Origin of the sequence: Sphingomonas sp. R647 (assembly GCF_020177055.1) — a bacterium.
GTDB lineage: Bacteria > Pseudomonadota > Alphaproteobacteria > Sphingomonadales > Sphingomonadaceae > Sphingomonas.
In genome coordinates this window covers 163,141-186,770 of the sequence record NZ_JAIQXT010000005.1, presented here as the reverse complement: position 1 = coordinate 186,770, position 23,630 = coordinate 163,141, and the positions used below count along the sequence as shown (strand labels likewise).

Here is a 23,630-nt window from a genome sequence, read left to right as displayed (position 1 = left end):
GTTCCAGCGGCGCTGCTGCTGATGCTCGCCGCCGGCTTTGTCGCGCTGGGCATCTGGCAGGTCGAGCGGCGGGCGTGGAAACACGCGCTGATCGACGCGGTCGAGACGCGCAGCACCGCCGCGCCGGTCGCCGCTCCCGCTCCGGACGTGGCGGTCAGCGCCGAGGCGGACGCCTATCGCCGCGTGCGGGTTACCGGACGCTTCCTGCATGACCGCGAGACGCTGGTGCGCGCGGTGAGCGATCTGGGCAGTGGATATTGGGTGGTGACCCCGCTCGACACCGGCGGATTCACCGTGCTGGTCAATCGCGGCTTTGTGCCGCCCGACCGGCGCGAGTCCGCCAGCCGCGCGGCAGGCAATGGAGCAGGGGAGGTTACCGTTACCGGCCTGCTCCGTATCACCGAGCCGGAAGGCGGGTTTCTCCGGAACAACGATCCGGCGGCGGGCAATTGGTATTCGCGTGATGTTGCCGCGATTTCCGCAGCGCAGGGTCTGAACAACGCAGCCCCCTATTTCATCGACGCCGATGCCGCGCCCAATCCGGGCGCGTGGCCGCGCGGCGGACTGACCGTGCTGCGCTTCTCCGACAATCATCTGGGGTACGCGTTGACCTGGTTCGCGCTGGCATTGCTGTCGCTGGGCGCCATCTGGCTGGTGTTGCGCAAAGTGGCGGTAGCGCCCAACAAGGACGCGTGAACCGGCAGATCCTTGAGCCCGCCTTTCAGCCGGCGGATGCGGGGCGGCGCAACATGCTGCTGCTCACGCAATTGCGCTGGCTGGCGGTGGGCGGACAGCTGGTGACCGTCGCGGTCGTGCAATTTGCCCTGGGCATCGACCTGCCCATGACGCAGTTGTTGATGTCGACCGCCACGCTCGCCGCGCTCAACATCGCCAGCCATGTGCTGATCGCCAGCGGTGCGCGGTTCACCGACGGTGCGCTGGCCGCCGCCCTGTTGTTCGATGTCGGCGCGCTGACGGTGCAGCTCAGCCTGTCGGGCGGGATCACCAATCCGTTCGCGGCGCTGTTCCTGTTGCATATCGTGCTCGGCGCCGTGCTGTTGCGGCCGCATTATCCGTGGACGATCGTGGCGGCGACGCTGATCGCACTCGGGATCCTCGCGCTCGATCCGACGCCGCTGGTGCTGCCCCCCGATCTGCCGGTCGACCCGGTCAATCTATACCTCGGCGGGGGTATCGTCTGTTTCGTGCTGATCGCAGTGCTGCTGGTGATCTTCATCGGCCAGATCAGCCGCAATTTGCGCACCCACGACGCCGCGCTCGCTGCGGTGCGCCAGCGCGCGGCGGAGGAGGACCATATCGTCCGCATGGGCCTGCTCGCATCGGGCGCGGCGCATGAGCTGGGGACGCCGCTGTCGCTGCTGTCGGTCGCGATCGGCGATTGGCGGGCGATGCCGCGGCTGAAGGGGGATAAGGAGTTGCAGGAGGAGCTGGCCGAGATGGACGGCGCGGTTCGCCGGTGCAAGGCGATCGTCAGCGGCATCCTGATGTCGGCGGGCGAGGCGCGCGGGGTGGCGCCCGAAGTGACCAGCGTGCGCCGCTTCCTGACCGAGATTGTCGCGGACTATCGCGCCAGCCTGCTCCCCGGCACGCTCGACTTCGACGACCGCTTCGGCGCAGACGTCACCATCGTCTCCGATCCCGCGCTGCGTCAGGTGATCGGCAATGTCATCGACAATGCGATCGAGGTGTCGCCTGGCCGCGTCGCGCTGACGGTGCTGCGCGAGGGCGAGGCGCTGGTGCTCGATATCGCCGATCGCGGACCCGGCTTCGCGCCCGAGATCCTTGAGACGTTCGGCCAGCCCTACCGTTCGACCAAGGGCAAGCCGGGCGGCGGTCTCGGCCTGTTCCTGCTGGTCAACGTCCTGCGCAAGCTGGGCGGTGAGGCGAGCGCGGAGAACCGGCTGGACGGCGGGGCACGGGTGCGGATCGTGCTGCCGCTCGCCGCGCTGGCGATGGCGGCGCGGCGATGAGCGCGCGGCTGCTGATCATCGTCGAGGATGACGAGGCGTTTGCCCGGACGCTCAAACGCTCGTTCGAGCGGCGCGAGTACACCGTGCTGTGGGCGGCGAACCATGACGAGCTGGCCGCGTTTCTGACCGAGCATGCGCCGGATTTCGCGGTGGTGGATTTGAAGCTCGGCGGCGCATCGGGGCTGGCGTGCGTGCAGACGTTGCGAGCGAGCGATGCGGGGATGAAGATCGTCGTCCTGACCGGCTTCGCCAGCATCGCGACCGCGGTGGAGGCGATCAAGCTGGGCGCCAACCACTATCTCGCCAAGCCGTCGAACACCGACGATATCGAGGCGGCGTTCGCGCGCGTCGATGGCGATGTCGACGCCCCGGTCGACGGCCGCACCTCATCGATCAAGACGGTCGAGTGGGAGCATATCCATCAGACGTTGGTCGAGACCGACTTCAACATCTCCGAAGCCGCGCGGCGGCTGGGGATGCACCGCCGCACGCTGGCGCGAAAGCTGGAGAAGCGGCCGGTGCGTTAGGAGGTGGTCCGATTAGCGGTCGCTCCCAGCGCGACGCTCGCGAAATCTTGTAACCGCCGGACGTGCGTTACTCTTACGTCACCGAATTGAGGCATCTGCGTCAGCCCGTTTACAATCGCTTCTGCTAGCTCGGGATCGCGTCTGCCAAACCAGCTTTGCTTATCGATATAGAGCGCCCAAGCATCAACGCTCGGTCCCCGCGCAAGCATCAAACATGACCGAAATCTCTGTCGCCGTGCGTCAAAGGCCCAGCCGTAGAATGAATGCCGACCGAGATCGCCTGTTTCCCAGCCATCGCGAGTAACGAGCCGGTGGATCACCGAGGCAAGCGGTAGAGCCTCCGCTGCTTCATCGTTTTCGACCGGTCGGTCGCCCTCGGCTCGAAATTCCACGATCTCCCTCATAGATGTTCCCCAGTGGTTACGCGAGTCGATCGGTTTTGTCAGACACCTATCGCCTCTTTTGGGAGCGCGCCAACGCGATGCCTGTCCGCTACCCAGTCGCTTGCAGCCGGCCCGCTTTGATGCGGCTTGCCGTTGGCGCGCGGCAAAGGCATGGCGCGGGGCACGAGAGAGGAAATCCGATGCGCCTGCGTTCGCTGTTGTTCGTCCCCGGTGACCGGCCCGACCGGATGGAAAAGGCGCTGGCCAGCGGTGCCGATGCGCTGATCCTGGACCTTGAGGATTCGGTGACGCCGGAGCGCAAGGCGGAGGCGCGCGCGGCGGTGGCGGCGTTCCTCGCCAAGCAGCATGGCGGCCCGGCGTTGTGGGTCCGCATCAATCCGCTCGACAGCGGAATGACGCAGGACGACCTTGCCGCCGCGCGCGGTGCTGATGGCATCGTCCTGCCCAAATCGGCGAGCGGGCAGGATGTGGCCGCGCTCGACGCGATGCTCGCTGGCGTATCGGCGCGCATCCTGCCGATCGCGACCGAGACGCCCGCCGCGATCTTTGGCCTGGGCAGCTATGCCGGTTGCTCGTCGCGCCTCGCCGGGATCACCTGGGGGGCGGAGGATTTGCCCGCCGCAATCGGTGCGCAATCGTCGCGTGAGGCAGATGGCCGCTACACCCCGCCATACGAGATGATCCGCGGCCTCACCTTGTTCGGCGCGCACGCCGCCGGAGTCGCGCCGATCGAGACCGTCTATCCCGATTTCCGCAACCTTGAGGGGCTGGAGGCCTATTGCGCGCGGGCAATGCGCGACGGCTTTACCGGCATGATGGCGATCCACCCGGCGCAGGTCCCGGTGATCAACGCGGCCTTCACCCCGTCCGAAGCGGCGATCGCCCACGCGCAGGCGGTCGTTGCCGCGTTCGCCGCCAACCCCGGCGCGGGGGCGCTGCAGCTCGACGGCAAGATGATCGACGCGCCGCACCTCAAACAGGCGCAGGCGCTGCTAGCCCGTGCGGGAGCGGCATGACGCCGGACTTTCACCGCGACGATCTGAACCGGCTGGAGCGGGCAGGGCGGCTGCGGTCGCTCAGCCCGCGCGCCGGGCTGGACTTTGCGTCGAACGACTATCTCGGGCTCGCCAATGATCAGCGACTGCGCGATGCCGTGGCCGATGCCGTCGCGCGCGGCGTGGCGGTGGGGTCGGGCGGGTCGCGGCTGCTGCGCGGCAACGATCCCGAGATCGCGGCGCTGGAGGCCGAAGCCGCCGCGCTGTTCGGTGCGGAGGCGTGCCTGTACTTCGCCACCGGCTTTGCCGCCAATGTCGCGCTGCTGGCGACGCTGCCGCAGCCGGGCGACCTGCTCGTCCATGACGCCATGATCCATGCCAGCATGCACGACGGCCTGCGCCTCGCCCGCGCCCCGGCGATGGCGGCAGGGCATAATGACCCACAGGCGGTGGACGATGCGATCCGCGCCTGGCGCGCCGGTGGGGGCACGGGCACGCCGTGGATCGCATTCGAGACGCTCTATTCGATGGATGGCGATTGCGCCCCGGTCGCCGAGCTGGCGGCGGTGGCGGCGCGGCATGACGCCGTGCTGCTGGTCGATGAGGCGCATGCCACCGGCGTGTGGGGTGCGCATGGGCGCGGGCTGGCCGAGGCGCTCGAGGGCGCCGAGAATGTCGTCGCGCTGCACACCTGCGGCAAGGCGCTGGGCTGTCAGGGCGCGCTCGTCACCGGCCCGCGCGTGCTGATCGATTTCCTGATCAACCGCGCGCGCCCGTTCATCTTCTCGACCGCGCCATCGCCTTTGCTGGCGAGAGCGGTCCGCACGGCACTGCGCATCGTGGCGGACGAGCCGGAGCGGCGTGCGCGGCTCCATACGCTGATCGCCCATGCCGAAACCGCACTCGCCCCGCATGGCGTGACCGCGACGGGGACGCAGATCCTGCCGCTGATCATCGGCGACGATGCGGCGACGATGGCGCGTGCAGCGGCGGTGCAGGCGCGCGGGTTCGACGTGCGCGGCATCCGCCCGCCGACAGTTGCGCCGGGGACCGCGCGGCTGCGCATCACGCTGACGCTGAACGTTACCCCGCAAGATATTGATTCACTGGCAGAGGCACTCGCATGATCGTCGTCACCGGCACCGATACCGGGGTGGGCAAGACCGTTGCGTCGGCGGCGCTCGCCTGGCGGCTGAGCGCGACCTATTGGAAACCGGTCCAGGCTGGGCGCGAAGAGGAAGAAACCGACCGTGAGGCGGTCGCGCGGCTGGCCGGGGTGGACACGCTGCCCGAAGCCTATTTCCTCGAAACCCCCTGCTCGCCGCATCGTGCGGCGGAGATCGACGGGGTGACGATCGACCCCGGGCGCCTCACCCCGCCAGCGGGGCGGCTGGTGATCGAGGGGGCGGGGGGCGCGCTGGTGCCGGTGACCCGCGACCTGCTCTACGCCGATCTGTTCGCGCGCTGGGGGCTGCCGGTGGTGATCGTCGCGCGCACCGCGCTCGGCACGATCAACCACAGCCTGATGACGATCGAAGTGCTGCGTGCGCGCGGCGTGCGCGTGGCGGGCATCCTGTTTTCGGGCGATGAAGTGCCCGACAGCGAGGCGACGATCTGCGCGATGGGGCAGGTGTCGTCGCTGGGTCGCTTGCCGCGCCTCGATCCACTGACCCCGGACAGCCTCCGCACGGCGGCGGCGCAACTCGACCTCGGGCCGCTCGCATGACGTCACCCGTCTGGCATCCCTTTACCCAGCATGGCCTCAACGAGCCGGTGCCGCTGGTGACGCATGCGCAGGGCGCAATCCTCCACACCGCCGATGGCCGCCGCGTGATTGACGCGATCTCGTCCTGGTGGGTGACGACGCACGGCCATTGCCACCCGCGCATCATGGCGGCGATCCGCGCGCAGGCGGAGCGGCTCGACCAGCTGATCTTCGCCGGCTGGACCCATGAACCCGCCGAGACGCTGGCGCGGGACCTTACCGCGATGATGCCACCCGCGTTGACCAAAGTGTTCTTCTCCGACAGCGGATCGACCAGTGTCGAGGTCGCGCTCAAGATGGCGCTCGGCCATTTCGCCAATCGCGGGGAGGATCGCCACCGCATCGTCGTGATGCAGGGCAGCTATCATGGCGACACGATCGGCGGCATGTCGGTCGGCGCGCGCGGCGTGTTCAACAAGAGTTACGCGCCGCTGCTGTTCGACGTCGACGTCATCCCCTTTCCCGAGCCGGGTGCCGAGCAAGCGACCCTCGATGCGCTGGAGGCATATTGCCGGGCGCGCCCGGCGGCGCTGATCGTTGAGCCGCTGATCCTGGGCGCAGGCGGCATGCTGATCTATCCGCCGCAGATCCTGCGCGCGATGCGGGAGATGTGCGCGGCGCATGGCGTGCTGTTCATCGCGGATGAGGTGATGACCGGCTGGGGCCGCACCGGCACGCTGCTGGCGTGCGAGCAGGCGGGCGTGGTCCCCGACCTGCTGTGCCTGTCCAAGGGGTTGACCGGGGGATCACTGCCGCTGGCGGTGACGCTTGCGACCGAAGAGATTTTCGCCTCGCATTTGAGCGACGACCGGGCACGAATGTTCTTCCATTCGTCCAGCTACACCGCCAACCCGATCGCCTGCGCTGCCGCCGTCGCCAACCTTGCGATCTGGCGGGACGAGCCGGTGCTGGAGCGGGTCGCAGATCTCGCACGGCGTCAGGCGGAATTGTCCGCGCCGCTCGCCGGAAAAGTCAGCAATCTCCGTCAGATCGGCACGATCGTCGCGATGGAGTTCGAGCAGACGGCGGGCAGCTATATGTCTACGCTCGGCCCACGCCTGATGGCGTTCTTCCGCGACCGCGATGTGCTGCTCCGCCCGCTCGGCAACAGCGTTTATGTGATGCCGCCTTATTGCATTTCGGACGACGATCTGGCGCGGGTTTACGCTGTGATCGGGGAGGCAGTGGACGGGCTTTAGGCCGCCCGCAGATCCGCCAAAAACCCCCGAACCGCGGCATCCAACGCCCCCGCTTCAGCCTGCAGCCGGTCCGCAAGGCAACCCATTTCCTGCGCGCTTTTCGTCGCCGATCCCGCAGTGCCGCCGATCGCATCGACATCGTCGGCGATCATCGCCCCCGCGCTGACCGTCTCCTCCACCGTCATCGCGATCAGGCGGGTCGTGTCGCGCTGGGTCGCCACCGCATCTTCGACCGTGTCGCACAGGCGCGCCATCGCCGCGATGGCGCGTTCGACCTCACCATGGCCGTCCGCCACTTGAGCGATGCCAGTGCACAGTTCGGCAACATGCGCGGTAATTCTTCCCGCCGCGTGCCCCGCCTGCGTCGCCAGCGCCTTGACCTCGTTCGCCACCACGGTGAAGCCGCGTCCGGCCTCGCCCGCGCGCGCGGCTTCGATCGTCGCGTTGAGCGCGAGCAAATTCACCTGACCGGCAATATCGCCGATCAGCGCGATCACGGCGTCGATCGACTCCGCCGAACGGATCAGCTGGCGCATCCGCGCACCACCTTCGCCGACCAGCCCAACGGCATTTTCCGCCGCCGCCTTGGCGCGCGTCGTATCCGCGTTGATGGCCGCGAAGGCTTCGGCAAGCATCCGCCCGCGATCGGCAATTCCGGTCATGCTGAGGCTGGTCTGCGCCGCCGCCGACGCGACTGCGGCAGCGCGGTCGCCGGTATCCGCCGCGCGTGATGCGGTGGCGGTGGCGTTCCCGCCGATCCGCTGCGACAGGCTGGCGAGCGTGCGCGCGAGTGATCCGACCTGCTGTTCGAACCGCGCCGATGCCGCCTCGATCCGTGCCGATCGCTGGAGCTGTCCGCGCGCATGGTTTAGTTCGCGCTCGACCGCGAGGCTGACGATCCGCCGGTTGGCGACGACTGCGAACAGCCGTCCGCGATGCGTCAGGATCATCCCCTCCTGCCCGCTGGCGGCGCGATAGGCGTCCAGCACCGCGCCGATATCCTGGTCCACCTCCGCCTCAGGGCAGGGGCGGATATGCGCCGCAATCGCGCTTCCATAAGCCGGGTTACGCATCAGCGCATGACCGAACGGGTTGAGCAGCAGCCGCCGCACATCCTTTTCAAACAGCGCCCCGATCGCGCGGTGACTGGCATCGACCACGGGCAGCAGGCGCAGCTCCATATTCGCCTGGAACATCTCGGTCGCGGTGAACAGCGTGTCCTGCTCGCGCAGGAACGGCGGATTGCGCTCGACCGTCGACAGCCACTCGCGCGTCGTCGTGGAAGGGGCGGGGGCGGGATCGGCGAGCGCGAACATAGCGCTGGTGATAGGGAGTAGAGGGTAAATGCCGTGTTAGCCGGGCGTGACACTTCCGTGACAAATGGCGGTTTTGTGCGGCTTTTCGACTAGCCGACAAGTTCGGAGCGATGCGCGGCAACCAGCGCCCCGAGCCAGTCGGTAAACGCCGCGACCGGGGCGAAGTGTCGCGTCTCCTCATGCGTGACCAGCCAGAAGCTCCGCCGGATCGCCAGGTCGGGCAGCACCCGCGTCAGCCCCGGATCGGCATCGCCGATGAAACAGGGCAGCACCGCGACCCCCGCACCGGCCTCGGTCATCCGGTGCTGTGCATTGATGCTGGACGATCGCAGCTGTGGCGCGGGGGCGCCGGGAATTTCGTCGAGGTAACGCAGTTCGGGCGCGTAGAGGATGTCGGGGACATAGCCGATCAGCCGGTGGTCGCGCAGCTGCTCGGCGCTGGCGGGGGTGCCGTGCGCGGCGAGGTAGGCGCGCGAGGCGTAGAGACGCAGGCCGTAATCGGCGAGCTTGCGGGTGAGCAACGGCCCCCGGCGCGGGCGGGCCAGCAGCACCGCGACATCGGTTTCGCGCCGCGTCGGATTGAGGAAGCCGCTGCTCGCGACCAGATCGACCGACAGCCCCGGATGCGCGTCGGCGAGCGTGCCGAGATGGCGGCTGACGAACCAGCTGCCGAACCCCTCGGACACGCTGACCCGCACCGTGCCGCGCACCGGCCCGCCAGCCTCGCGCTCGCCGATCGCGGCCGCAGCACGTTCCATCGCGCGGGCATGGGTCAGCAGCCGCTCGCCCGCCGGGGTTAGCGCCTGGCCATCCGGCCCCTGCTCGAACAGCCGCTCGCCGACCGCCTGTTCGAGGCGGCGGAGGCGGCGGCCGGCGGTGGTGGCGTCGATCGACAGGCTCTGCGCGGCCTTTGCAAGCTGGCCGGTGCGGGCAATCGCGAGGAAGATGGGGAGGTCGCTCCAGTCCATTGCCTGCAAATATGCAGCTATGGCCTGCATGTCGATGGGTTGCCGCCAATCCCCCCGCGGGTGCATCACCTGCCGCAAATAGGAGAGGCCCGACCCATGCGCGAGATCACCCATTTCATCGGCGGCAGCGCCAGTGCGGGCACCGGCACGCGCCGGTCGGACGTGTTCGACCCGAATAGCGGGGCAGTACAGGCCCAGGTGACGCTCGGCAGCCCCGCCGACCTCGAAACCGCAATGCAGAAGGCGCTGGCCGCGCAAATCGGCTGGGCCGCGACCAATCCCCAGCGGCGCGCGCGCGTGATGTTCGCGTTCAAGGCGCTGGTCGAGAAGCATATGGACGAGCTGGCACACCTGCTGTCGTCCGAGCATGGCAAGGTGATCGCGGATTCGAAGGGCGACATCCAGCGTGGCCTTGAGGTCATCGAATTCGCCTGTGGCATCCCGCATGTGCTCAAGGGCGAGTACACGCAGGGGGCAGGGCCCGGCATCGACGTCTACTCGATGCGCCAGCCGCTCGGCGTGGTCGCGGGGATCACCCCGTTCAACTTCCCGGCAATGATCCCGATGTGGATGTTCGGCGTCGCCATCGCCTGCGGCAACGCCTTCATTTTGAAACCCAGCGAGCGCGACCCCAGCGTGCCGGTGCGGCTGGCCGAACTGATGCAGGAAGCGGGCATGCCCGATGGCGTGCTTCAGGTGGTGCAGGGCGACAAGGAGATGGTCGACGCGATCCTCGACCATCCGGAGATCAAGGCGGTCAGCTTCGTCGGCTCGTCCGACATCGCGCATTATGTCTATCGCCGCGGCGTCGAGGCAGGGAAGCGCGTTCAGGCGATGGGCGGCGCGAAGAACCACGGCATCGTCATGCCCGACGCGGATCTCGATCAGGTGGTCAACGACCTTGCCGGCGCCGCCTTTGGCTCGGCGGGGGAGCGCTGCATGGCGCTGCCGGTCGTCGTGCCAGTGGGCGAGAAGACAGCGATCGCGCTGCGCGAGAAACTGCTGCCCGCGATCGAGGCGCTGCGGATCGGCGTGTCGACCGATGCCGAGGCGCACTATGGCCCGGTCGTCACCGCCGCGCACAAGGCCAAGATCGAATCCTACATCCAGATGGGCGTCGACGAAGGTGCCGAGCTGGTCATCGACGGTCGCGGCTTCAGCCTTCAGGGGCATGAGGATGGCTTCTTCGTCGGCCCGACCCTGTTCGATCGCGTGACGCCGCAGATGCGTTCGTATCAGGAAGAGATTTTCGGCCCGGTCCTTCAGATGGTGCGCGCCGACAATTTCGAGGAGGCGCTGCGCCTGCCGAGCGACCATCAGTACGGCAATGGCGTCGCGATCTTCACCCGCAACGGTCACGCCGCGCGCGAATTTGCCGCGCGGGTCAATGTCGGCATGGTCGGCATCAACGTGCCGATCCCCGTGCCGGTCGCCTATCACAGCTTTGGCGGGTGGAAGCGCAGCGCGTTCGGCGACACCAACCAGCACGGCATGGAGGGGGTCAAGTTCTTCACCAAGGTAAAGACGATCACCCAGCGCTGGCCCGATGGCGGGGTGGGGGACGCCGCCAACGCCTTCGTCATTCCCACGATGGGATGAGACGGGTGCGCCGCGGAGTTCGAGAATCGCTTGAGACCATGCTAACCATCTTTCCGGGTCTGCGGGGGATGCGGCTTGGTCTGGCTGTTTCGGATAATCGTGGCGGTTGCGGCGCTCACCTGCATCGCATGGGCCGCGCCGCTTGCGCTGTCGGCGAGCGAGCCTGAGCGCGTGGACAAGCGCATCGCCATCACCTTCGACGATACCCCGCGCGGGGCGGGGGCGTTCCTGACGCTGGAGGAACGCGGGCCGAAGCTGATCGCGGCGCTGGAGGCTTCGGGCGTGCGGCAGGCGGCGTTCTTCATCAACCCGTGCCGGATGCAGAGCGACCGCGACGGTGCTTTGGTCCGTGCGTATGAGACGGCGGGTCACGTCCTGGCCGACCATACGTGCAGCCATCCCGGCCTGTCGCGGGTCAGCGCCGCATTCTACCTCGCCGATATCGACCAGTCGCAGGCGTGGCTGCGCGGGCGTTCTAGCTATCGCCCGTGGTTCCGCTTCCCGTTCCTCGATGAGGGCGGGCGCGACGCGGGCAAGGCACAGGCGGTGCGCGAAGGGCTTGCCGCGCGCGGGCTGATCAACGGCTACGTCACCGCCGATGGCTATGACTGGAACATGGAGCGGCTGACGATCGCGGCGAAGCGCGCGGGGCGGACGATCGACATGGCGCGGCTGCGCGACCTCTATGTCGAAACCCATGTCGGCGCGGCGGAGTTCGCCGACAGCCTCGCGCTGCGTGCCACCGGCCGCCACCCGGCACAGGTGCTGTTGTTGCACGAAACCGACCTTGCCGCGCTGTTCCTGCCCGACATGGTCGCCGGGCTGCGCAAGGCCGGCTGGACCATCGTCACAGCGGACGAGGCGTTCGACGACCCGATCGCGCGCCGCACGCCGCAGGTCGATTTCGCCAATGGCACCCGCATCCAGATGCTCGCCTGGGAAAAGGGGCTGGAGGGGTCGCGCTGGTATGATCGCACCGACGGCCCCATCGCCGACCGACTGTTCGAGGCGCGGGTGATGCAGGGGGCGAGCGTCCAGTGAGGATCGTTGCGGCCCTGCTTGCCTGCTTGCTGCTCGCGCTGCCCGCTGCCGCGCAGAAGCGGATCGCGCTCAGCTTTGACGACGCACCGCGCGGGGCCGGGGCGTTCCTCGATCCCGACGACCGCGCCAAAAAGCTCACCGCCGCGTTGAAGCGGGCGGGCGTCAAACAGGCAGTGTTCTTCGTGAACCCGGGCAATGTCGGTCAGCCCGGCCATGGTGACGGCGTCACCAATCTCGACCGCTATGTGAAGGCGGGCCATGTCCTCGCCAACCATAGCTGGTCGCATCCCAAGCTCGGCAGCACCGATGCGGACGCCTATCTCGCCGATCTCGACCGCGCCGAAGCTTGGCTCAAGCCGCGCCCCGGCTATCGCCCATGGTTCCGCTTCCCGTTCCTCGATGAGGGCGGCCGCGACAAGGTCAAGCGCGACGCGATCCGCGCAGGGCTGAAGGCGCGTGGGCTGATCAACGGATACGTCACCGCTGAATCGTCGGACTGGAACATTGAGAGCCTGACCATCGCCGCGAAACAGGCGAGCAAGCCGATCGACATGAAGGCGCTGCGCGACCTCTATGTCGAAAGCCATGTCGAGGCGGCGGAGTTCTACGACGGGCTCGCGCTGAAAACGCTGGGCCGCTCACCAGCGCACGTCATGCTGCTCCACGAAACCGACATCGCAGCTTTGTTCATCGGCGATCTGGTCAAGGCGCTGAAGGCCAAGGGCTGGACCATCGTCACCGCCGACGAAGCCTATACCGACCCGCTCCGCGACGCTGCCCCCGACACGCCGCATGCTCAAGGCACGCTGATCGAGGCGCTGGCGTGGGAAAAGGGCCTGCCCGCGCCGCGCTGGTACGACCGCAACGACCTGCGCATCGCCAATCCGCTGTTTGCAAAGCGCGTGCTGGGGGAGGGACAGTGAGCGTGCTACATCGGCTCCTGCCGCCCGTGCATCACGTCTTCGACCGCGCGCTGTTGCGGCGATCCGTAGCGCGGCGCTTGATCCCGCACGGTGCAGGTCGAGCTTTGCTCGCATACGCCGGCCGCGAAGGTGTTAAGCCCCTCTGCCGAGGTGCAGGCGGCGGCGAGCAGCAACGGTGCGGCGAGCAACAAGCGAAGTTTCATGTGACGACCCCCTAAAGACGCCATCCGGATCGCACGCCTCGACCCGGCGTTCCTCCGACAGGATCAGACAGAGAGAATGATGGACCAGCAATTCGACCTGACCGAAGACCAGCGCGCGATCCAGGAGATGGCGCAGCGCTTCACCGCCGATGCGATCACCCCGCATGCGGCGGAATGGGACGAGAAACACATCTTCCCGCGTGAGACGGTGAAGGCCGCCGCTGAACTCGGCTTCGGCGCGATCTATGTCAGCGAGGAAAGCGGCGGGATCGGCCTTGGCCGGCTCGAAGCGGCGCTGATCATGGAGGCGATGGCCTATGGCTGCCCCGCAACCAGCGCGTTCATCTCGATCCACAATATGGCCGCATGGATGATCGACCGCTTCGGGTCGCAGGCGGTGAAGGACAAGTACCTCGCCCAGCTGGTCACCGCCGACTGGCTGGCGAGCTATTGCCTGACCGAGCCGTCCTCGGGCTCCGACGCCGCCGCGCTCAAAACCACCGCCAAGCGCGATGGCGACTTCTATATCGTCAACGGGTCGAAGCAGTTCATCTCCGGCGCGGGCGAGAATGAACTGTATGTCACGATGGTCCGCACCGGCGTGGATGGCCCCAAGGGCATCTCCTGCCTTGCGATCGAAAAGGACATGCCGGGCGTCAGCTTCGGCGCGAATGAGCGCAAGCTCGGCTGGCATGCGCAGCCGACGCGGCAGGTGATGTTCGACAATGTCCGCGTGCCGGTCGAAAATCTGATTGGCGCCGAGGGCGAGGGGTTCCGCATCGCGATGATGGGGCTCGACGGCGGCCGCCTCAACATCGGCGCCTGTTCGCTCGGCGGTGCGCAGCGCTGCCTCGACGAAGCAATTGTCTATACAAAAGACCGCAAGCAGTTTGGTACTGCGGTGGCCGAGTTCCAGAACACCCAGTTCATGCTCGCCGACATGGCGACCGAGCTGGAGGCCGCGCGCGCGTTGCTCTACCTCGCGGCGGCCAAGGTGACCGCCAACGCGCCTGACAAGACCAAGTTCGCCGCAATGGCCAAGCGCTTTGCCACCGACACCGGATCGGCGGTGGTCGACCGCGCGCTGCAGCTGCATGGCGGCTATGGCTATCTGATGGACTATCCGATCGAGCGCTTCTGGCGCGACCTGCGCGTCCATTCGATCCTTGAGGGCACCAATCAGGTGATGCGGATGATCGTCGGACGGGAGCTGACCCGCCAGTGACCGATCAAGCAAATGACGACGTCCTGATCTCCGTCGAAGGCAAGGTCGGCCGCATCCGGCTCAACCGGCCCAAGGCGATTCATGCGCTCAACACCGGCATGTGCCGGGCGATCCTCGATGCGCTGACGGCGTGGCGCAGCGATATGTCGGTCGAGGCGGTGATGATCGACCATGCCGAGGGTCGTGGCTTCTGCGCGGGTGGCGACATCCGCATGCTCGCGACCAGCGGCGCGGATGACGGCGCGGCGGCGCGGGAGTTCTTTCGCGTCGAATATCAGATGAACCACGCGCTGTTCACCTTCGCCAAGCCGATCGTCGCGTTCATGGACGGCATCACGATGGGGGGCGGCGTCGGGATTTCGCAGCCGGCCAGAATGTGCGTTGCTACGGAGAATACGCGCTTTGCGATGCCGGAGACCGGGATCGGTCTGTTCCCGGACGTTGGCGGCGGCTGGTATCTCTCGCGTCTGCCGGGGCGGATGGGACAATATCTGGCGCTGACGGGCGCACGGCTCGACGGTGCGGACTGCTATGCGTTAGGACTGGCGAGCCACTATTTGATCAGTGACCAGATTGCCGGGGCCAAGGAGCGGATCGTAGGCGAAGGTGGGGAGGCGCCCGCAATTCTTGACGAACTACATGTTGCACCACCGGCATCGGCCGTGACAAGGCAACAGGCCCAAATCGATCGGCTGTTCGCATCCGACACCCTGGAAGAGATCTTGGCCGCGCTGGAAGCGGATAGCGGAGAATGGGCATCCGAACAGCTCGCTATTCTCCGCACCAAATCGCCGCAGTCGATGAAGGTCAGCCTAAAGCTGCTGCTCGACGGCGCGACCATGCCGACGTTGGAGGACGAGATGCGGCAGGAGTTCGCGGTCGCCACGCGCGTCGTGCAGCGCCACGACTTCATCGAGGGCGTCCGCGCCCTCATCATCGACAAGGACAACCACCCGCGCTGGGACCCCGCCACGCCGGAGGGGGTAAGCGACCATCTGATCGACCAGATCTTCGCGCCGCTGCCCGAGGCTGAGGCGTGGACGCCCGCTTAACCCCCCTCCCGCTTGCGGGAGGGGCTGGGGGAGGGCCTGTCCTCCCCGACGTCGTTTGAGTTACAGGCCCTCCCCCGACCCCTCCCGCCAGCGGGAGGGGAGAAAGGTAGAAGAATGACCGACTACAACACCATCCTCGTCGAACAGCGTGGCGCGGTCACGCTGGTGACGCTCAACCGCCCGCAGGCGCTCAACGCACTTAACAGCGAAGTGCTGTCCGACCTGCTCACTGCCTTCGCCGCGTTCGACGCCGACCCGTCACAGGGCTGCGCGGTGCTGACCGGCAGCGAAAAGGCGTTCGCAGCCGGCGCCGACATCAAGGAGATGCAGGCGCAGGGTTTCGCCGACATGTACGGCCGTAATTTCTTCGCTGGCTGGGACCAGTTCACCCGCACGCGCAAGCCGATCATCGCCGCCGTGTCGGGCTTCGCGCTGGGTGGCGGGTGCGAGCTGGCGATGATGTGCGACTTCATCCTTGCCGCCGACACCGCCAAGTTCGGCCAGCCCGAGATCAAGCTCGCAGTTGCCCCCGGCATGGGCGGGTCACAGCGCCTGACCCGCGCGGTGGGCAAGGCGAAGGCGATGGAAATGTGCCTGACCGGCCGCATGATGGGCGCCGAAGAGGCGGAGCGCGCTGGCCTTGTCAGCCGCATTGTCCCCGCCGCCGAACTGCTGGACGAAGCGCTGAAGACCGCCGCGACGATCGCGTCGATGGCACCGCTCGCGGTGCTGGCGAACAAGGAAATGGTCAACGCTGCGTTCGAAACGAGCTTGGCGCAGGGCGTCCAGTTCGAACGCCGCCTGTTCCACGGCCTGTTCGGCAGCGCCGACCAGAAGGAAGGCATGGCGGCATTCGTCGAAAAGCGTCCGGGGAATTGGACGGGGAAGTAGCGACATGCACGGTGTCTTCGAACTTTGGATGCAGCTGGCGGGGGGCGCGGCAATCCTGTCGATCCTGCTGGTTGCAGCGACCCGACTGCCGCCCATGGCAGTTGCAGCCTCCATGTTGGCGGTGGTGTTCCTATCGGCGGTGTGGCTGGCCCTTCCGGCGGGTGCCGCCGCCTTGGTCATCGGGCTTTACGCTGTCGCCCTTGCCGCAGTGCCGACAGTGATCGCGGCGCTCGTCGGCAGCAAGCTGAGAAGGAAGTAACTCATGGCCCGCGTAGGATTTATCGGTCTTGGCAATATGGGCGGCGGGATGGCCGCGAACCTGGCGAAGGCGGGGCATGACGTCCGCGCCTATGACCTGAGCGAAGACGCGCTCGCCCGCGCCAAGGCCGCCGGATGCCTGCCCGTCGCCAGTGCGGCGGAGGCGGCGGACGGCGCCGAGGCGGTCATCACCATGCTGCCCGCCGGCAAGCATGTCGAACAGGTCTATGCCGACAGCGTGTTCGGCGCGGCGGATACCGGCGCGATCCTGATCGACTGTTCGACCATCGACGTCGAGACCGCGCGCCGCGTCGCCGATGCGGCCGCGACCAAGGGGTTGATGGCGGTCGACGCGCCCGTCTCGGGCGGCATCGCCGCGGCGAGCGCGGGCACGCTCACCTTCATGGTCGGCGGCAGCGACGCTGCGTTCGAACGCGCGGAGATGTTCCTGTCCGACATGGGCAAGGCGGTGATTCATGCCGGGGCCAACGGCGCGGGGCAGGCGGCGAAAATCTGCAACAACATGCTGCTCGGCGCGACGATGGTCGCGACCTGCGAGGCGTTCCTGCTCGCGCGCAAGCTCGGGCTCGACCCGCAGACGTTCTTCGACATCAGCTCGGTCTCGTCGGGGCAGAGTTGGTCGATGACGAGCTATGCGCCGCTCCCCGGCGTCGGCCCAAAATCGCCCGCCGACAATGACTATCAGGGCGGCTTTGCGGTCGGGCTGATGCTCAAGGATCTCAAGCTCGCGATGGAGGCGGCGGAGTCGGTCCATGCCGATACGCCGATGGGCGCGCGCGCCGCCGAGCTCTACACCAAGTTCGCGGATGCTGGCCATGCCGGCATGGATTTTTCGGGCATCATCAAGATGCTGGAGGACCGCGCGGACGGTTGAGCGCGGGTCGGGGCGGAGCGTGGCGCCGGTTGCCAGCAGGGGGGAAGTCAACCGATCGCCACGATCCTGATCCGATATAGAGGGCCGCGGCGTTGCCCGGTCCTGCCGGTATCGATTATTGCGTCAGGCGGATCAGCGTGGCGGCGTTGTAGAATACGCCGTTGACCTGGAACGTCATGCCGGACGCGTCCTGCGCCACTTCCTTGACCAGGCCGCGTGCGGAGATCGACGTCGGCACGCCCGCCCCGGTCGTATCCTTGGCGGTAATCTCGAGCTTGTAGGCGCCGTCCGGCGCGCGGGTGCCATTGGCCAGCGTGCCGTCCCAAACCAGATCGCCTTCCGATCCAGTCAGGTTGATCGTGTGAACCGTCGCGCCAGAGGCGTTCTTGATCGTCGCGACCACCGCTTCGGCGGGGCGGGTGGTGGCATAGGTCCACTGCGCGGGTGCGGTCGCACTCAGCCCGGCCTGGTCGCTGCCAAAGCTTGCCACCTTGCCGACGACCGAGGCCGCGCCGACGAGATTGTCGGAGGTCAGCGCGGTCAGGATCGATTTGAGCGAGGCATTCTGCTGAATTGACTGCTCGATCTGCGAAAACTGGACCAGCTGCGCGGTGTATTCCGACGTATCCATCGGATCGAGCGGATCCTGGTTCTGCATCTGCGTGGTCAGCAGCTTCAGGAACATCGTTGAGTCAGTGGCGAGCTTCCCCAGGGCATTGCTGGCATTGCTGCTGGTCGCGCTAGTGGCTGCGGTGGCGGCGTCGACGGCCATGATCGGTTCCTTCAGGCGACGAGATCGACCCGGCCCGAGCTGCGGACCTGGACGGGGGTGGGGATCGACGACGCGGCGGCATCGTCCTCGGGCAAATAGGCGCGGCTGGCGATGCGGCGGCCCTGCTGGGCCTGCTGGTCGCTCTGGCCAAAGCCACGGCTGTCGAAGCGCAGGCTCTGGTCGTCAGCGCGGAAACCGGCATCGTTCAGCGCGCGGGTGAGGTTATCTGAGTCACGGCGCAACAGGTCGAGCGTGGCGGGCTGGTCCGCAGTCACTTCCGCGCTCAACTGGCGCGCTTCGTCCATGCGCAGCCGCACTTCGATCTTGCCAAGTTCAGCGGGGTCGAGGCGGATGACGAGCACGTCGCCCGATCCGCTATCGGCATGGCGGACGATCGCCAGGCCCACGTCCTCACCGATCGCGCTGGCGCGGGCACGCGGCTCGGCGGCCGGGTCGTTTGCGGCGCGCGCGGCGTCAGGCGCTGCTGCGCTGGCGAGCGGGTCGAAGGCGGGGATCGGCGCTGCGGAGGTTGGGGCCGGTGCGGCTGCCGGCTGCTGCGGAGCCGATTGGCGGTTGCCGTCGCGGTTCATGGCGTCGCTCGCCGTATCGCTGCTGGTGCGCAGGGCGTCGGTGTCGGGTGCAGTCTCGCTCGTGACGAGGTTGTCGAATGCGCCGTCATCGACCGGAGCGTCGGGTGCGATATCGGTCGGGGAGGGGTCAGCCGAACGGGCCGGTTCCGCGACCCGCGAAGCAATCGGAGCGGGCGCGGTGGCCGGTATAGCCTGAGGCTGGATCGGTGCCGGGCTGACGGGGGCCGGAGCCGGGGTCAAAAGGATCGGAGCCGCGGTCGCGACCGGCGGGGCTAGCGGTGCGGGTGCGGCTTCGCCATCCGCCGTTGCCAGTGGATCGGCGATGACTTCCGTCAGCGCTGGCGCGACATCGACCGGCGCGACATCGACCGGCTCGGCAACCGGTGCCGCATCGACGGGGCTAATCGGCGTTTCCGGCGCGCGCTCGACCGACTTGCGCAGACCATCGACGACGGTCACGCTGACGTCCGCCAGAACCGGTGCGGTCTTTGGCGTGCTGACGCTGCGGACCGGTTCTACGATTGTCACTGACCCGCCTTCGGATCCAGTGGCGGGCGCGGGCTCGGCGGGCTTGAAGATCGGCGCGACGACCGTCAGCACCGGACCTTCCGGCACGCGCTCAATCGGTTTGTCGGGGCCGTCCACAATGGTCACGGTTCCGCCATCGCCTTCTGGCGCAGGAACGGGCTTGACCAACGGCGCCGGCTTGTCGGGGCGGTCAACCACCGTCACAGTAACTGCGTCCGTGACGGATAGCGGGGCGGCGGATTTGCGGCCGCCCTCGACGACGGTGACGGTTCCGCCCTCGGTTTCCGGCACGGGAGCGGGTGCCTTGGTGAGTGTCGCCACCGGAGCCGGAGCCGGAGCCGGCGCTATGACGGGTAGGACCGGTACGCTGACCGGCTCGGGGATGGCATCGGTCAGCGATTCTACCGGATCGGCGATGCTGAGCAGTTCGGGAAGGGCGGTCTCGAGGGGCTGAACACCCTTGCCACCGGTCAGGCCCAGCAACGGCTTTGCGGCCGGCGGGATCAGGGTGACCGTAACCGGAGCAATGCCGGGCATCGTTCCGCCTGCGGGACCTTGCGCCACCGGGGTTGTGCCCAGCCCCAGCATCGCGGCGAAGCCGGGTAGCCCCTGCGGGACCGCGGCTGCGCTTTGGGTCGATCCACCGCCCGTCGTGACGGACGCGGAAAAGGGCAGGAGGTTCGGCACCATAGGCGATTCATAGAGGTGCGGCGTGCCGTCCGGTCGCATGGCTTAACCAATCGTGCCGAGCGCGCGGACGCGGGCGCGGGCGTGGATCTCGTTCTGCGAGAGCACGACGGTCGCCGGGCGCACGCGCTCGATCACCGAACGCACGAACGGGCGGATCGTCGGATTCGTCAACAGGCACGGAATTTCGCCGCTGCTCGCCATCCGGTCATAGGTGTCGCGCACCGCCGCGATAAAGCCCTGAAGCATCGATGGCGGCATGGCGAGATGACGCTCGTCGCCCTGGCCCATGATGTTCTCGGCGAACGCTGCATCCCATTCCGGCGAAAGTGTCAGGATCGGGATCGATCCGTCGCGCGCCTGGGTTGCGGATATCTGCCGGGCGAGCCGCGCGCGGACATGCTCGGTGATCTGTGTCAGGTTGGTGGTGATCGGCGCCGCTTCGGCGATCCCCTCCAGGATCGTCGGCACGTCGCGGATAGACACGCCTTCGCCGAGCAGGTTCTGCAGAATGCGCTGCACGCCCGAGATCGAAATGCGCGACGGGATGATCTCCGCCACCAGCTTGGACGAGTCGGTATGCACCTCGTTCAACAGCTTTTGCACCTCGGTGTAGCTCAGCATGTCGGCGATGTTGTCCTTGACCAGTTCGGTCAGGTGGGTGGTGATGATCGTGCCGGCATCGACCACGGTCAGGCCACGGAAGCCCGCTTCCTCGCGCAGCTCGCGGTCGATCCACAAGGCTGGCAGGTTGAACACCGGCTCGCGCGTCGGTTCACCGGGGATTCCCGCCGGGCCGTCGCCGGGATTGATGACCAGCAGGCGGTCGAGGCGGATGTCGCCGCGCGCCGCTTCGGTCTCCTTGATGTAGATGACATACTGGTTCGCCTGCAGCCCCATATTGTCGATGATGCGGACCGAGGGGAGGACGAAGCCATATTCGGTCGCCATCTGGCGGCGTAGCGCGCGGACCTGATCGTCGAGGCGCGGCTCGCGCGCGGCGTCGTTGATGATCGGGAGCAGGCCATAGCCGATCTCGATGCGGACCGCGTCGATCGCGAGCGTGCGCGAGATCGGCTCTTCGACCACTGCGGCGGCCTGTGCCTCTTCGACCTGCGCCATGCGCTCGGCGATCGCCTCGCGTTGCTTGGTCTTTTTCGACAGGTACCAGCCGGCATAGCCGGTGCCGCCCGCAAATAGCGCGAAGGGCAGGAACGGCAGGCCGGGCACCAGCGCGAGCGCGCCCAGCAGCACGGCAGACATGCCGAACGCCTGCGGATAACGGCCAAGCTGCTCGCCCAGCGCCGCGCCGGTCTTGCCCGCCTGCGTGCCCTTCGACACCATCAGGCCAGCGGCGATCGAGATCACCAGCGCCGGAACCTGGCTGACCAGCCCTTCGCCGACGGTCAGCAGCGTATAGGTGTGGAACGCCTCGCCGAACGGAACGCCATGTATGGCGACGCCGATGATCAGGCCGACGATCACGTTGATCGCGGTGATCAGCAGCGCGGCGATCGCGTCGCCCTTCACGAACTTGGACGCACCGTCCATCGCGCCGAAAAAGCCGCTTTCTGCTTCAACCTCGGTGCGGCGCGCGCGCGCCTGTTCTTCGGTGATCATGCCAGCCGACAGATCGGCGTCGATCGCCATCTGCTTGCCCGGCATCGCGTCGAGGCTGAAGCGGGCGGCGACTTCGGCGATGCGGCCTGCGCCCTTGGTGATGACGACGAAGTTGATGACGATCAGGATCGCGAAGATGGTGATGCCGATCACCGGCTCGCCGCCGATCAGGAAATCACCGAACGCCGCGATCACCCCGCCCGCTGCATGCGCGCCTTCATGCCCATGCGCCAGGATCAGGCGCGTCGAGGCGATGTTGAGACCCAGCCGCAGCATCGTCGTGATCAGCAGGATCGTCGGAAATGCCGCCAGCTGCAGCGGCTTTTCGATGAACAAAGCGGTCATCAGGATCATCACCGACAAGGTGATCGACAGGACGAGGCCAAGATCGAGCATCCAGCCGGGCATCGGCAGGACCAGCGTGCCGATGATCGCCAGCACGCCGACCGCGAGCGCGATGTCGCGGCCATTGCCGAGACGAGCGAGGAAGCCGTTGAGTCCGTTCATGGAAGTGGCTCCGCGTCAGGTAACCGGGACGACCGCAATGCCGGCCTCGACAAAGGCCTTGAGCTTGTTGCGCATCGTGCGGACAGAAATGCCCAGGATCTGCGAGGCCGAGGTGCGGTTGCCCTGGCACCGCTCCAGCGTCTCGAGGATCAGCTGGCGTTCGACCTCCTCGACCGTCTGGCCGACGAGCGAGGCGATCAGCGGCTTGCCCGCCACCGGAGTGGGCGGAGCGAGCCGCGACCCGTCGGCGAGCACGATGGCCTCCGGTCCGATATAGCCGTCGGGCGACAGCAGCACGGCGCGATGCATCGCATCCTGCAGCTCGGCGACATTGCCCGGCCATTCATAGCTGGTCAGCAGCGTCTCGGTCGCCGGGTCGATTAGCGGCGAGGGCAGGCACTGCATTGCCGCAAAGCGCGCGGCAAAGGTCGCGGCGAGCAGACGGATGTCGCCGCCGCGCGCGCGCAGCGGCGGCAGCGCGACGGTCGCCAGCGCGAAGCGGGCGAGCAGGTCGCTGCGGAACTGCCCGGCATCGACCAGCGCTGCGAGGTCGCGGCGGGTGCTGGCGATGACATTGGGCGCGCCGTGCGCACTCATCGCCTTGAGCACGCGCAACTGGACCGCGGCGGGCAGGCGATCGATGTCGCGCAGGAACAGGGTGCCGCCGCTTGCCGTCGCAAAGGCGCCACGGCGGCCCGCCAGCGCACCTTCGAACGCGCCAGCTTCATGGCCGAACAGCTCGGATTCGAGCACTTCGGCGGCGACGCCGGTGCATTCGATGGTGACGAAGCCATTGCGGCCCGATGCGGCATGGGTGGCGTGCGCGACGCGCTCCTTACCGGTACCGCGCTCACCGCTGATCAGGATCGGGGCATGCGCCGGTGCCATCGCGCGGGCGAACTCGAGCGCACGCAGCCAGGCGGGATCCTCACCGACGATCGGCGCGAAATCGGCCTGCGCCATTTGCGCGATCGCCGCCGCGATCAGCTCGCGATCGGGAGGCAGGGGGATATAGTCGCGGGCGCCGGCGCGGATCGCGGCCACTGCCCGCTCGGCCGGAGCATCGATGCCACAGGCAAGCACGGGCACTGCGAACCGCTCGGCGATCAGCGCGCGCATGAAGGTCGGTACGTCGCTCTCAACGTCGATCATTACCAGACCCGCGCCGGCGTCGCGCAGATGCACGAGCGCCTCGTCCGGGGTCTCGGCGATCATTACCTCGGCGCCCAGGCTGCGTGCCATCCGCGCGGCCTCGCCGAACGGGCCGCTGCTGGCGCCGATGATCATCAGGCGAAGCTGCATGATCAGCCGTCCTGGCGCACGATTTCGGTGAGCGTCACGCCGAGCGCATGGTCGACCAGCATCACCTCACCGCGCGCCACCAGCCGGTTGTTGACATAGACATCGACCGGCTCTCCGACGCGGCGATCGAGTTCGAGCACCATTCCGGACTTCATCCGGATCAGTTCGCCGACCGGCACGCGGGCGCGCCCGAGGACCGCCTGGACACGGACCGGCACCTCGTGGACGGCGGAAAGCGATCCGCCGCTACCGGCGTCGGGCGTGTGACTGTTGCTGCCGAATTCCTCGAACGATGGCGGTGTGTCGGTTTCGACCATCACACCACTTTCGAGGTTCGGGATCGGTTCACCGGGGTCGGACATCGGGGTCTCC

General features: G+C 67.5%; 23 protein-coding genes. 15 read left to right on the top strand and 8 right to left on the bottom strand.

What is annotated here, in order from left to right; all coding sequences use genetic code 11:
• Positions 1-21: 21 nt before the first annotated feature.
• The 7 genes from K9B35_RS13860 (at position 22) to K9B35_RS13830 (ending at position 6,881) form a co-directional block, all read left to right on the top strand.
• The gene (locus K9B35_RS13860) at positions 22-696 is read left to right on the top strand and encodes an SURF1 family protein (RefSeq protein WP_224922894.1); all 675 of its coding nucleotides are present in this window, start codon (positions 22-24) and stop codon (positions 694-696) included.
• Positions 693-1,991 (top strand): ATP-binding protein, encoded by a 1,299-nt coding sequence (locus K9B35_RS13855; RefSeq protein ID WP_318245975.1) that lies wholly within the window; start codon positions 693-695, stop codon positions 1,989-1,991. The genes K9B35_RS13860 and K9B35_RS13855 overlap by 4 nt, the downstream gene beginning before the upstream one ends.
• A complete protein-coding gene (locus K9B35_RS13850) occupies positions 1,988-2,518 on the top strand; it encodes a response regulator transcription factor (RefSeq protein WP_224922461.1) in 531 nt (176 codons plus the stop codon). Before K9B35_RS13855 ends, K9B35_RS13850 begins: the two co-directional genes overlap by 4 nt.
• Positions 2,519-3,101: 583 nt before the next feature.
• Complete coding sequence (locus K9B35_RS13845) at positions 3,102-3,938, top strand: HpcH/HpaI aldolase/citrate lyase family protein (RefSeq protein WP_224922459.1); 837 nt, start codon at positions 3,102-3,104, stop codon at positions 3,936-3,938.
• Positions 3,935-5,044, top strand: coding sequence for an 8-amino-7-oxononanoate synthase (locus tag K9B35_RS13840; RefSeq protein WP_224922457.1), 1,110 nt, complete (start codon positions 3,935-3,937; stop codon positions 5,042-5,044). The genes K9B35_RS13845 and K9B35_RS13840 overlap by 4 nt, the downstream gene beginning before the upstream one ends.
• Positions 5,041-5,643: a dethiobiotin synthase gene (gene bioD, locus K9B35_RS13835; protein ID WP_224922456.1), complete on the top strand. Its 603-nt coding sequence runs from the start codon at positions 5,041-5,043 to the stop codon at positions 5,641-5,643. Before K9B35_RS13840 ends, bioD begins: the two co-directional genes overlap by 4 nt.
• Entirely contained in the window at positions 5,640-6,881 is a 1,242-nt protein-coding gene (locus tag K9B35_RS13830) for an adenosylmethionine--8-amino-7-oxononanoate transaminase (RefSeq protein WP_224922455.1), read from the top strand. Before bioD ends, K9B35_RS13830 begins: the two co-directional genes overlap by 4 nt.
• On the opposite strand, the gene K9B35_RS13825 is transcribed toward K9B35_RS13830, so the two are convergent.
• On the bottom strand, positions 6,878-8,197 hold the full coding sequence (locus K9B35_RS13825; protein WP_224922454.1) for a methyl-accepting chemotaxis protein: 1,320 nt from the start codon (positions 8,195-8,197) through the stop codon (positions 6,878-6,880). The genes K9B35_RS13830 and K9B35_RS13825 overlap by 4 nt on opposite strands.
• Before the next feature lie 89 nt (positions 8,198-8,286).
• On the bottom strand, positions 8,287-9,165 hold the full coding sequence (locus tag K9B35_RS13820) for a LysR family transcriptional regulator (protein ID WP_224922453.1): 879 nt from the start codon (positions 9,163-9,165) through the stop codon (positions 8,287-8,289).
• A gap of 96 nt (positions 9,166-9,261) precedes the next feature.
• Here K9B35_RS13820 and K9B35_RS13815 point away from each other — a divergent pair, with 96 nt between their 5' ends.
• The 3 genes from K9B35_RS13815 (at position 9,262) to K9B35_RS13805 (ending at position 12,728) form a co-directional block, all read left to right on the top strand.
• Entirely contained in the window at positions 9,262-10,764 is a 1,503-nt protein-coding gene (locus K9B35_RS13815) for a CoA-acylating methylmalonate-semialdehyde dehydrogenase (protein ID WP_224922451.1), read from the top strand.
• Between the two features lie 75 nt (positions 10,765-10,839).
• Positions 10,840-11,805 (top strand): polysaccharide deacetylase family protein, encoded by a 966-nt coding sequence (locus K9B35_RS13810; RefSeq protein WP_224922450.1) that lies wholly within the window; start codon positions 10,840-10,842, stop codon positions 11,803-11,805.
• Positions 11,802-12,728, top strand: coding sequence for a polysaccharide deacetylase family protein (locus K9B35_RS13805; protein WP_224922446.1), 927 nt, complete (start codon positions 11,802-11,804; stop codon positions 12,726-12,728). The genes K9B35_RS13810 and K9B35_RS13805 overlap by 4 nt, the downstream gene beginning before the upstream one ends.
• A 5-nt stretch (positions 12,729-12,733) precedes the next feature.
• Here the strand turns inward: K9B35_RS13805 and K9B35_RS13800 are convergent, their stop codons facing one another.
• On the bottom strand, positions 12,734-12,931 hold the full coding sequence (locus K9B35_RS13800; RefSeq protein ID WP_224922445.1) for a hypothetical protein: 198 nt from the start codon (positions 12,929-12,931) through the stop codon (positions 12,734-12,736).
• Between the two features lie 79 nt (positions 12,932-13,010).
• Here K9B35_RS13800 and K9B35_RS13795 point away from each other — a divergent pair, with 79 nt between their 5' ends.
• From K9B35_RS13795 to mmsB, 5 genes are all read left to right on the top strand, one after another.
• Entirely contained in the window at positions 13,011-14,156 is a 1,146-nt protein-coding gene (locus tag K9B35_RS13795) for an acyl-CoA dehydrogenase family protein (RefSeq protein WP_224922444.1), read from the top strand.
• Positions 14,153-15,208 carry an enoyl-CoA hydratase/isomerase family protein gene (locus K9B35_RS13790; protein WP_224922442.1) on the top strand — a complete coding sequence of 352 codons (1,056 nt, stop codon included), beginning with the start codon at positions 14,153-14,155 and terminating at the stop codon, positions 15,206-15,208. Before K9B35_RS13795 ends, K9B35_RS13790 begins: the two co-directional genes overlap by 4 nt.
• 114 nt (positions 15,209-15,322) lie before the next feature.
• On the top strand, positions 15,323-16,099 hold the full coding sequence (locus K9B35_RS13785) for an enoyl-CoA hydratase (RefSeq protein WP_224922440.1): 777 nt from the start codon (positions 15,323-15,325) through the stop codon (positions 16,097-16,099).
• 4 nt (positions 16,100-16,103) lie between these two features.
• Positions 16,104-16,358, top strand: a complete 255-nt coding sequence (locus K9B35_RS13780; protein ID WP_224922438.1) for a hypothetical protein — start codon at positions 16,104-16,106, stop codon at positions 16,356-16,358.
• Positions 16,359-16,361: 3 nt separating this feature from the next.
• Positions 16,362-17,252: a 3-hydroxyisobutyrate dehydrogenase gene (gene mmsB, locus K9B35_RS13775; RefSeq protein ID WP_224922437.1), complete on the top strand. Its 891-nt coding sequence runs from the start codon at positions 16,362-16,364 to the stop codon at positions 17,250-17,252.
• Positions 17,253-17,367: 115 nt separating this feature from the next.
• Here mmsB and K9B35_RS13770 read toward each other — a convergent pair whose 3' ends face one another.
• Genes K9B35_RS13770 through fliN form a run of 5 tightly spaced genes read right to left on the bottom strand, consistent with a single transcriptional unit; the run spans position 17,368 to position 23,620 of the window.
• Entirely contained in the window at positions 17,368-18,024 is a 657-nt protein-coding gene (locus K9B35_RS13770) for a flagellar hook assembly protein FlgD (protein WP_224922436.1), read from the bottom strand.
• 11 nt (positions 18,025-18,035) lie between these two features.
• Positions 18,036-19,832 (bottom strand): flagellar hook-length control protein FliK, encoded by a 1,797-nt coding sequence (locus tag K9B35_RS13765; RefSeq protein WP_224922435.1) that lies wholly within the window; start codon positions 19,830-19,832, stop codon positions 18,036-18,038.
• Positions 19,833-19,874: 42 nt separating this feature from the next.
• Positions 19,875-21,956 carry a flagellar biosynthesis protein FlhA gene (gene flhA / locus K9B35_RS13760; protein WP_224922434.1) on the bottom strand — a complete coding sequence of 694 codons (2,082 nt, stop codon included), beginning with the start codon at positions 21,954-21,956 and terminating at the stop codon, positions 19,875-19,877.
• 15 nt (positions 21,957-21,971) lie between these two features.
• Entirely contained in the window at positions 21,972-23,258 is a 1,287-nt protein-coding gene (locus tag K9B35_RS13755; RefSeq protein WP_224922433.1) for a sigma-54-dependent transcriptional regulator, read from the bottom strand.
• Positions 23,259-23,260: 2 nt separating this feature from the next.
• Positions 23,261-23,620, bottom strand: coding sequence for a flagellar motor switch protein FliN (gene fliN / locus K9B35_RS13750; RefSeq protein WP_224922431.1), 360 nt, complete (start codon positions 23,618-23,620; stop codon positions 23,261-23,263).
• Positions 23,621-23,630: the final 10 nt, after the last annotated feature.

Bases quoted from the DNA above. Each gene is read 5' to 3' on its own strand.
- K9B35_RS13860 (WP_224922894.1), top strand. From the start codon at position 22: ATGCTCGCCGCCGGCTTTGTCGCGCTGGGCATCTGGCAGGTCGAGCGG.
- K9B35_RS13850 (WP_224922461.1), top strand. From the start codon at position 1,988: ATGAGCGCGCGGCTGCTGATCATCGTCGAGGATGACGAGGCGTTTGCC.
- K9B35_RS13845 (WP_224922459.1), top strand. From the start codon at position 3,102: ATGCGCCTGCGTTCGCTGTTGTTCGTCCCCGGTGACCGGCCCGACCGG.
- K9B35_RS13840 (WP_224922457.1), top strand. From the start codon at position 3,935: ATGACGCCGGACTTTCACCGCGACGATCTGAACCGGCTGGAGCGGGCA.
- bioD (WP_224922456.1), top strand. From the start codon at position 5,041: ATGATCGTCGTCACCGGCACCGATACCGGGGTGGGCAAGACCGTTGCG.
- K9B35_RS13830 (WP_224922455.1), top strand. From the start codon at position 5,640: ATGACGTCACCCGTCTGGCATCCCTTTACCCAGCATGGCCTCAACGAG.
- K9B35_RS13825 (WP_224922454.1), bottom strand. From the start codon at position 8,197: ATGTTCGCGCTCGCCGATCCCGCCCCCGCCCCTTCCACGACGACGCGC.
- K9B35_RS13820 (WP_224922453.1), bottom strand. From the start codon at position 9,165: ATGGACTGGAGCGACCTCCCCATCTTCCTCGCGATTGCCCGCACCGGC.
- K9B35_RS13815 (WP_224922451.1), top strand. From the start codon at position 9,262: ATGCGCGAGATCACCCATTTCATCGGCGGCAGCGCCAGTGCGGGCACC.
- K9B35_RS13800 (WP_224922445.1), bottom strand. From the start codon at position 12,931: ATGAAACTTCGCTTGTTGCTCGCCGCACCGTTGCTGCTCGCCGCCGCC.
- K9B35_RS13795 (WP_224922444.1), top strand. From the start codon at position 13,011: ATGGACCAGCAATTCGACCTGACCGAAGACCAGCGCGCGATCCAGGAG.
- K9B35_RS13785 (WP_224922440.1), top strand. From the start codon at position 15,323: ATGACCGACTACAACACCATCCTCGTCGAACAGCGTGGCGCGGTCACG.
- K9B35_RS13780 (WP_224922438.1), top strand. From the start codon at position 16,104: ATGCACGGTGTCTTCGAACTTTGGATGCAGCTGGCGGGGGGCGCGGCA.
- mmsB (WP_224922437.1), top strand. From the start codon at position 16,362: ATGGCCCGCGTAGGATTTATCGGTCTTGGCAATATGGGCGGCGGGATG.
- K9B35_RS13770 (WP_224922436.1), bottom strand. From the start codon at position 18,024: ATGGCCGTCGACGCCGCCACCGCAGCCACTAGCGCGACCAGCAGCAAT.
- K9B35_RS13765 (WP_224922435.1), bottom strand. From the start codon at position 19,832: ATGGTGCCGAACCTCCTGCCCTTTTCCGCGTCCGTCACGACGGGCGGT.
- flhA (WP_224922434.1), bottom strand. From the start codon at position 21,956: ATGAACGGACTCAACGGCTTCCTCGCTCGTCTCGGCAATGGCCGCGAC.
- K9B35_RS13755 (WP_224922433.1), bottom strand. From the start codon at position 23,258: ATGCAGCTTCGCCTGATGATCATCGGCGCCAGCAGCGGCCCGTTCGGC.
- fliN (WP_224922431.1), bottom strand. From the start codon at position 23,620: ATGTCCGACCCCGGTGAACCGATCCCGAACCTCGAAAGTGGTGTGATG.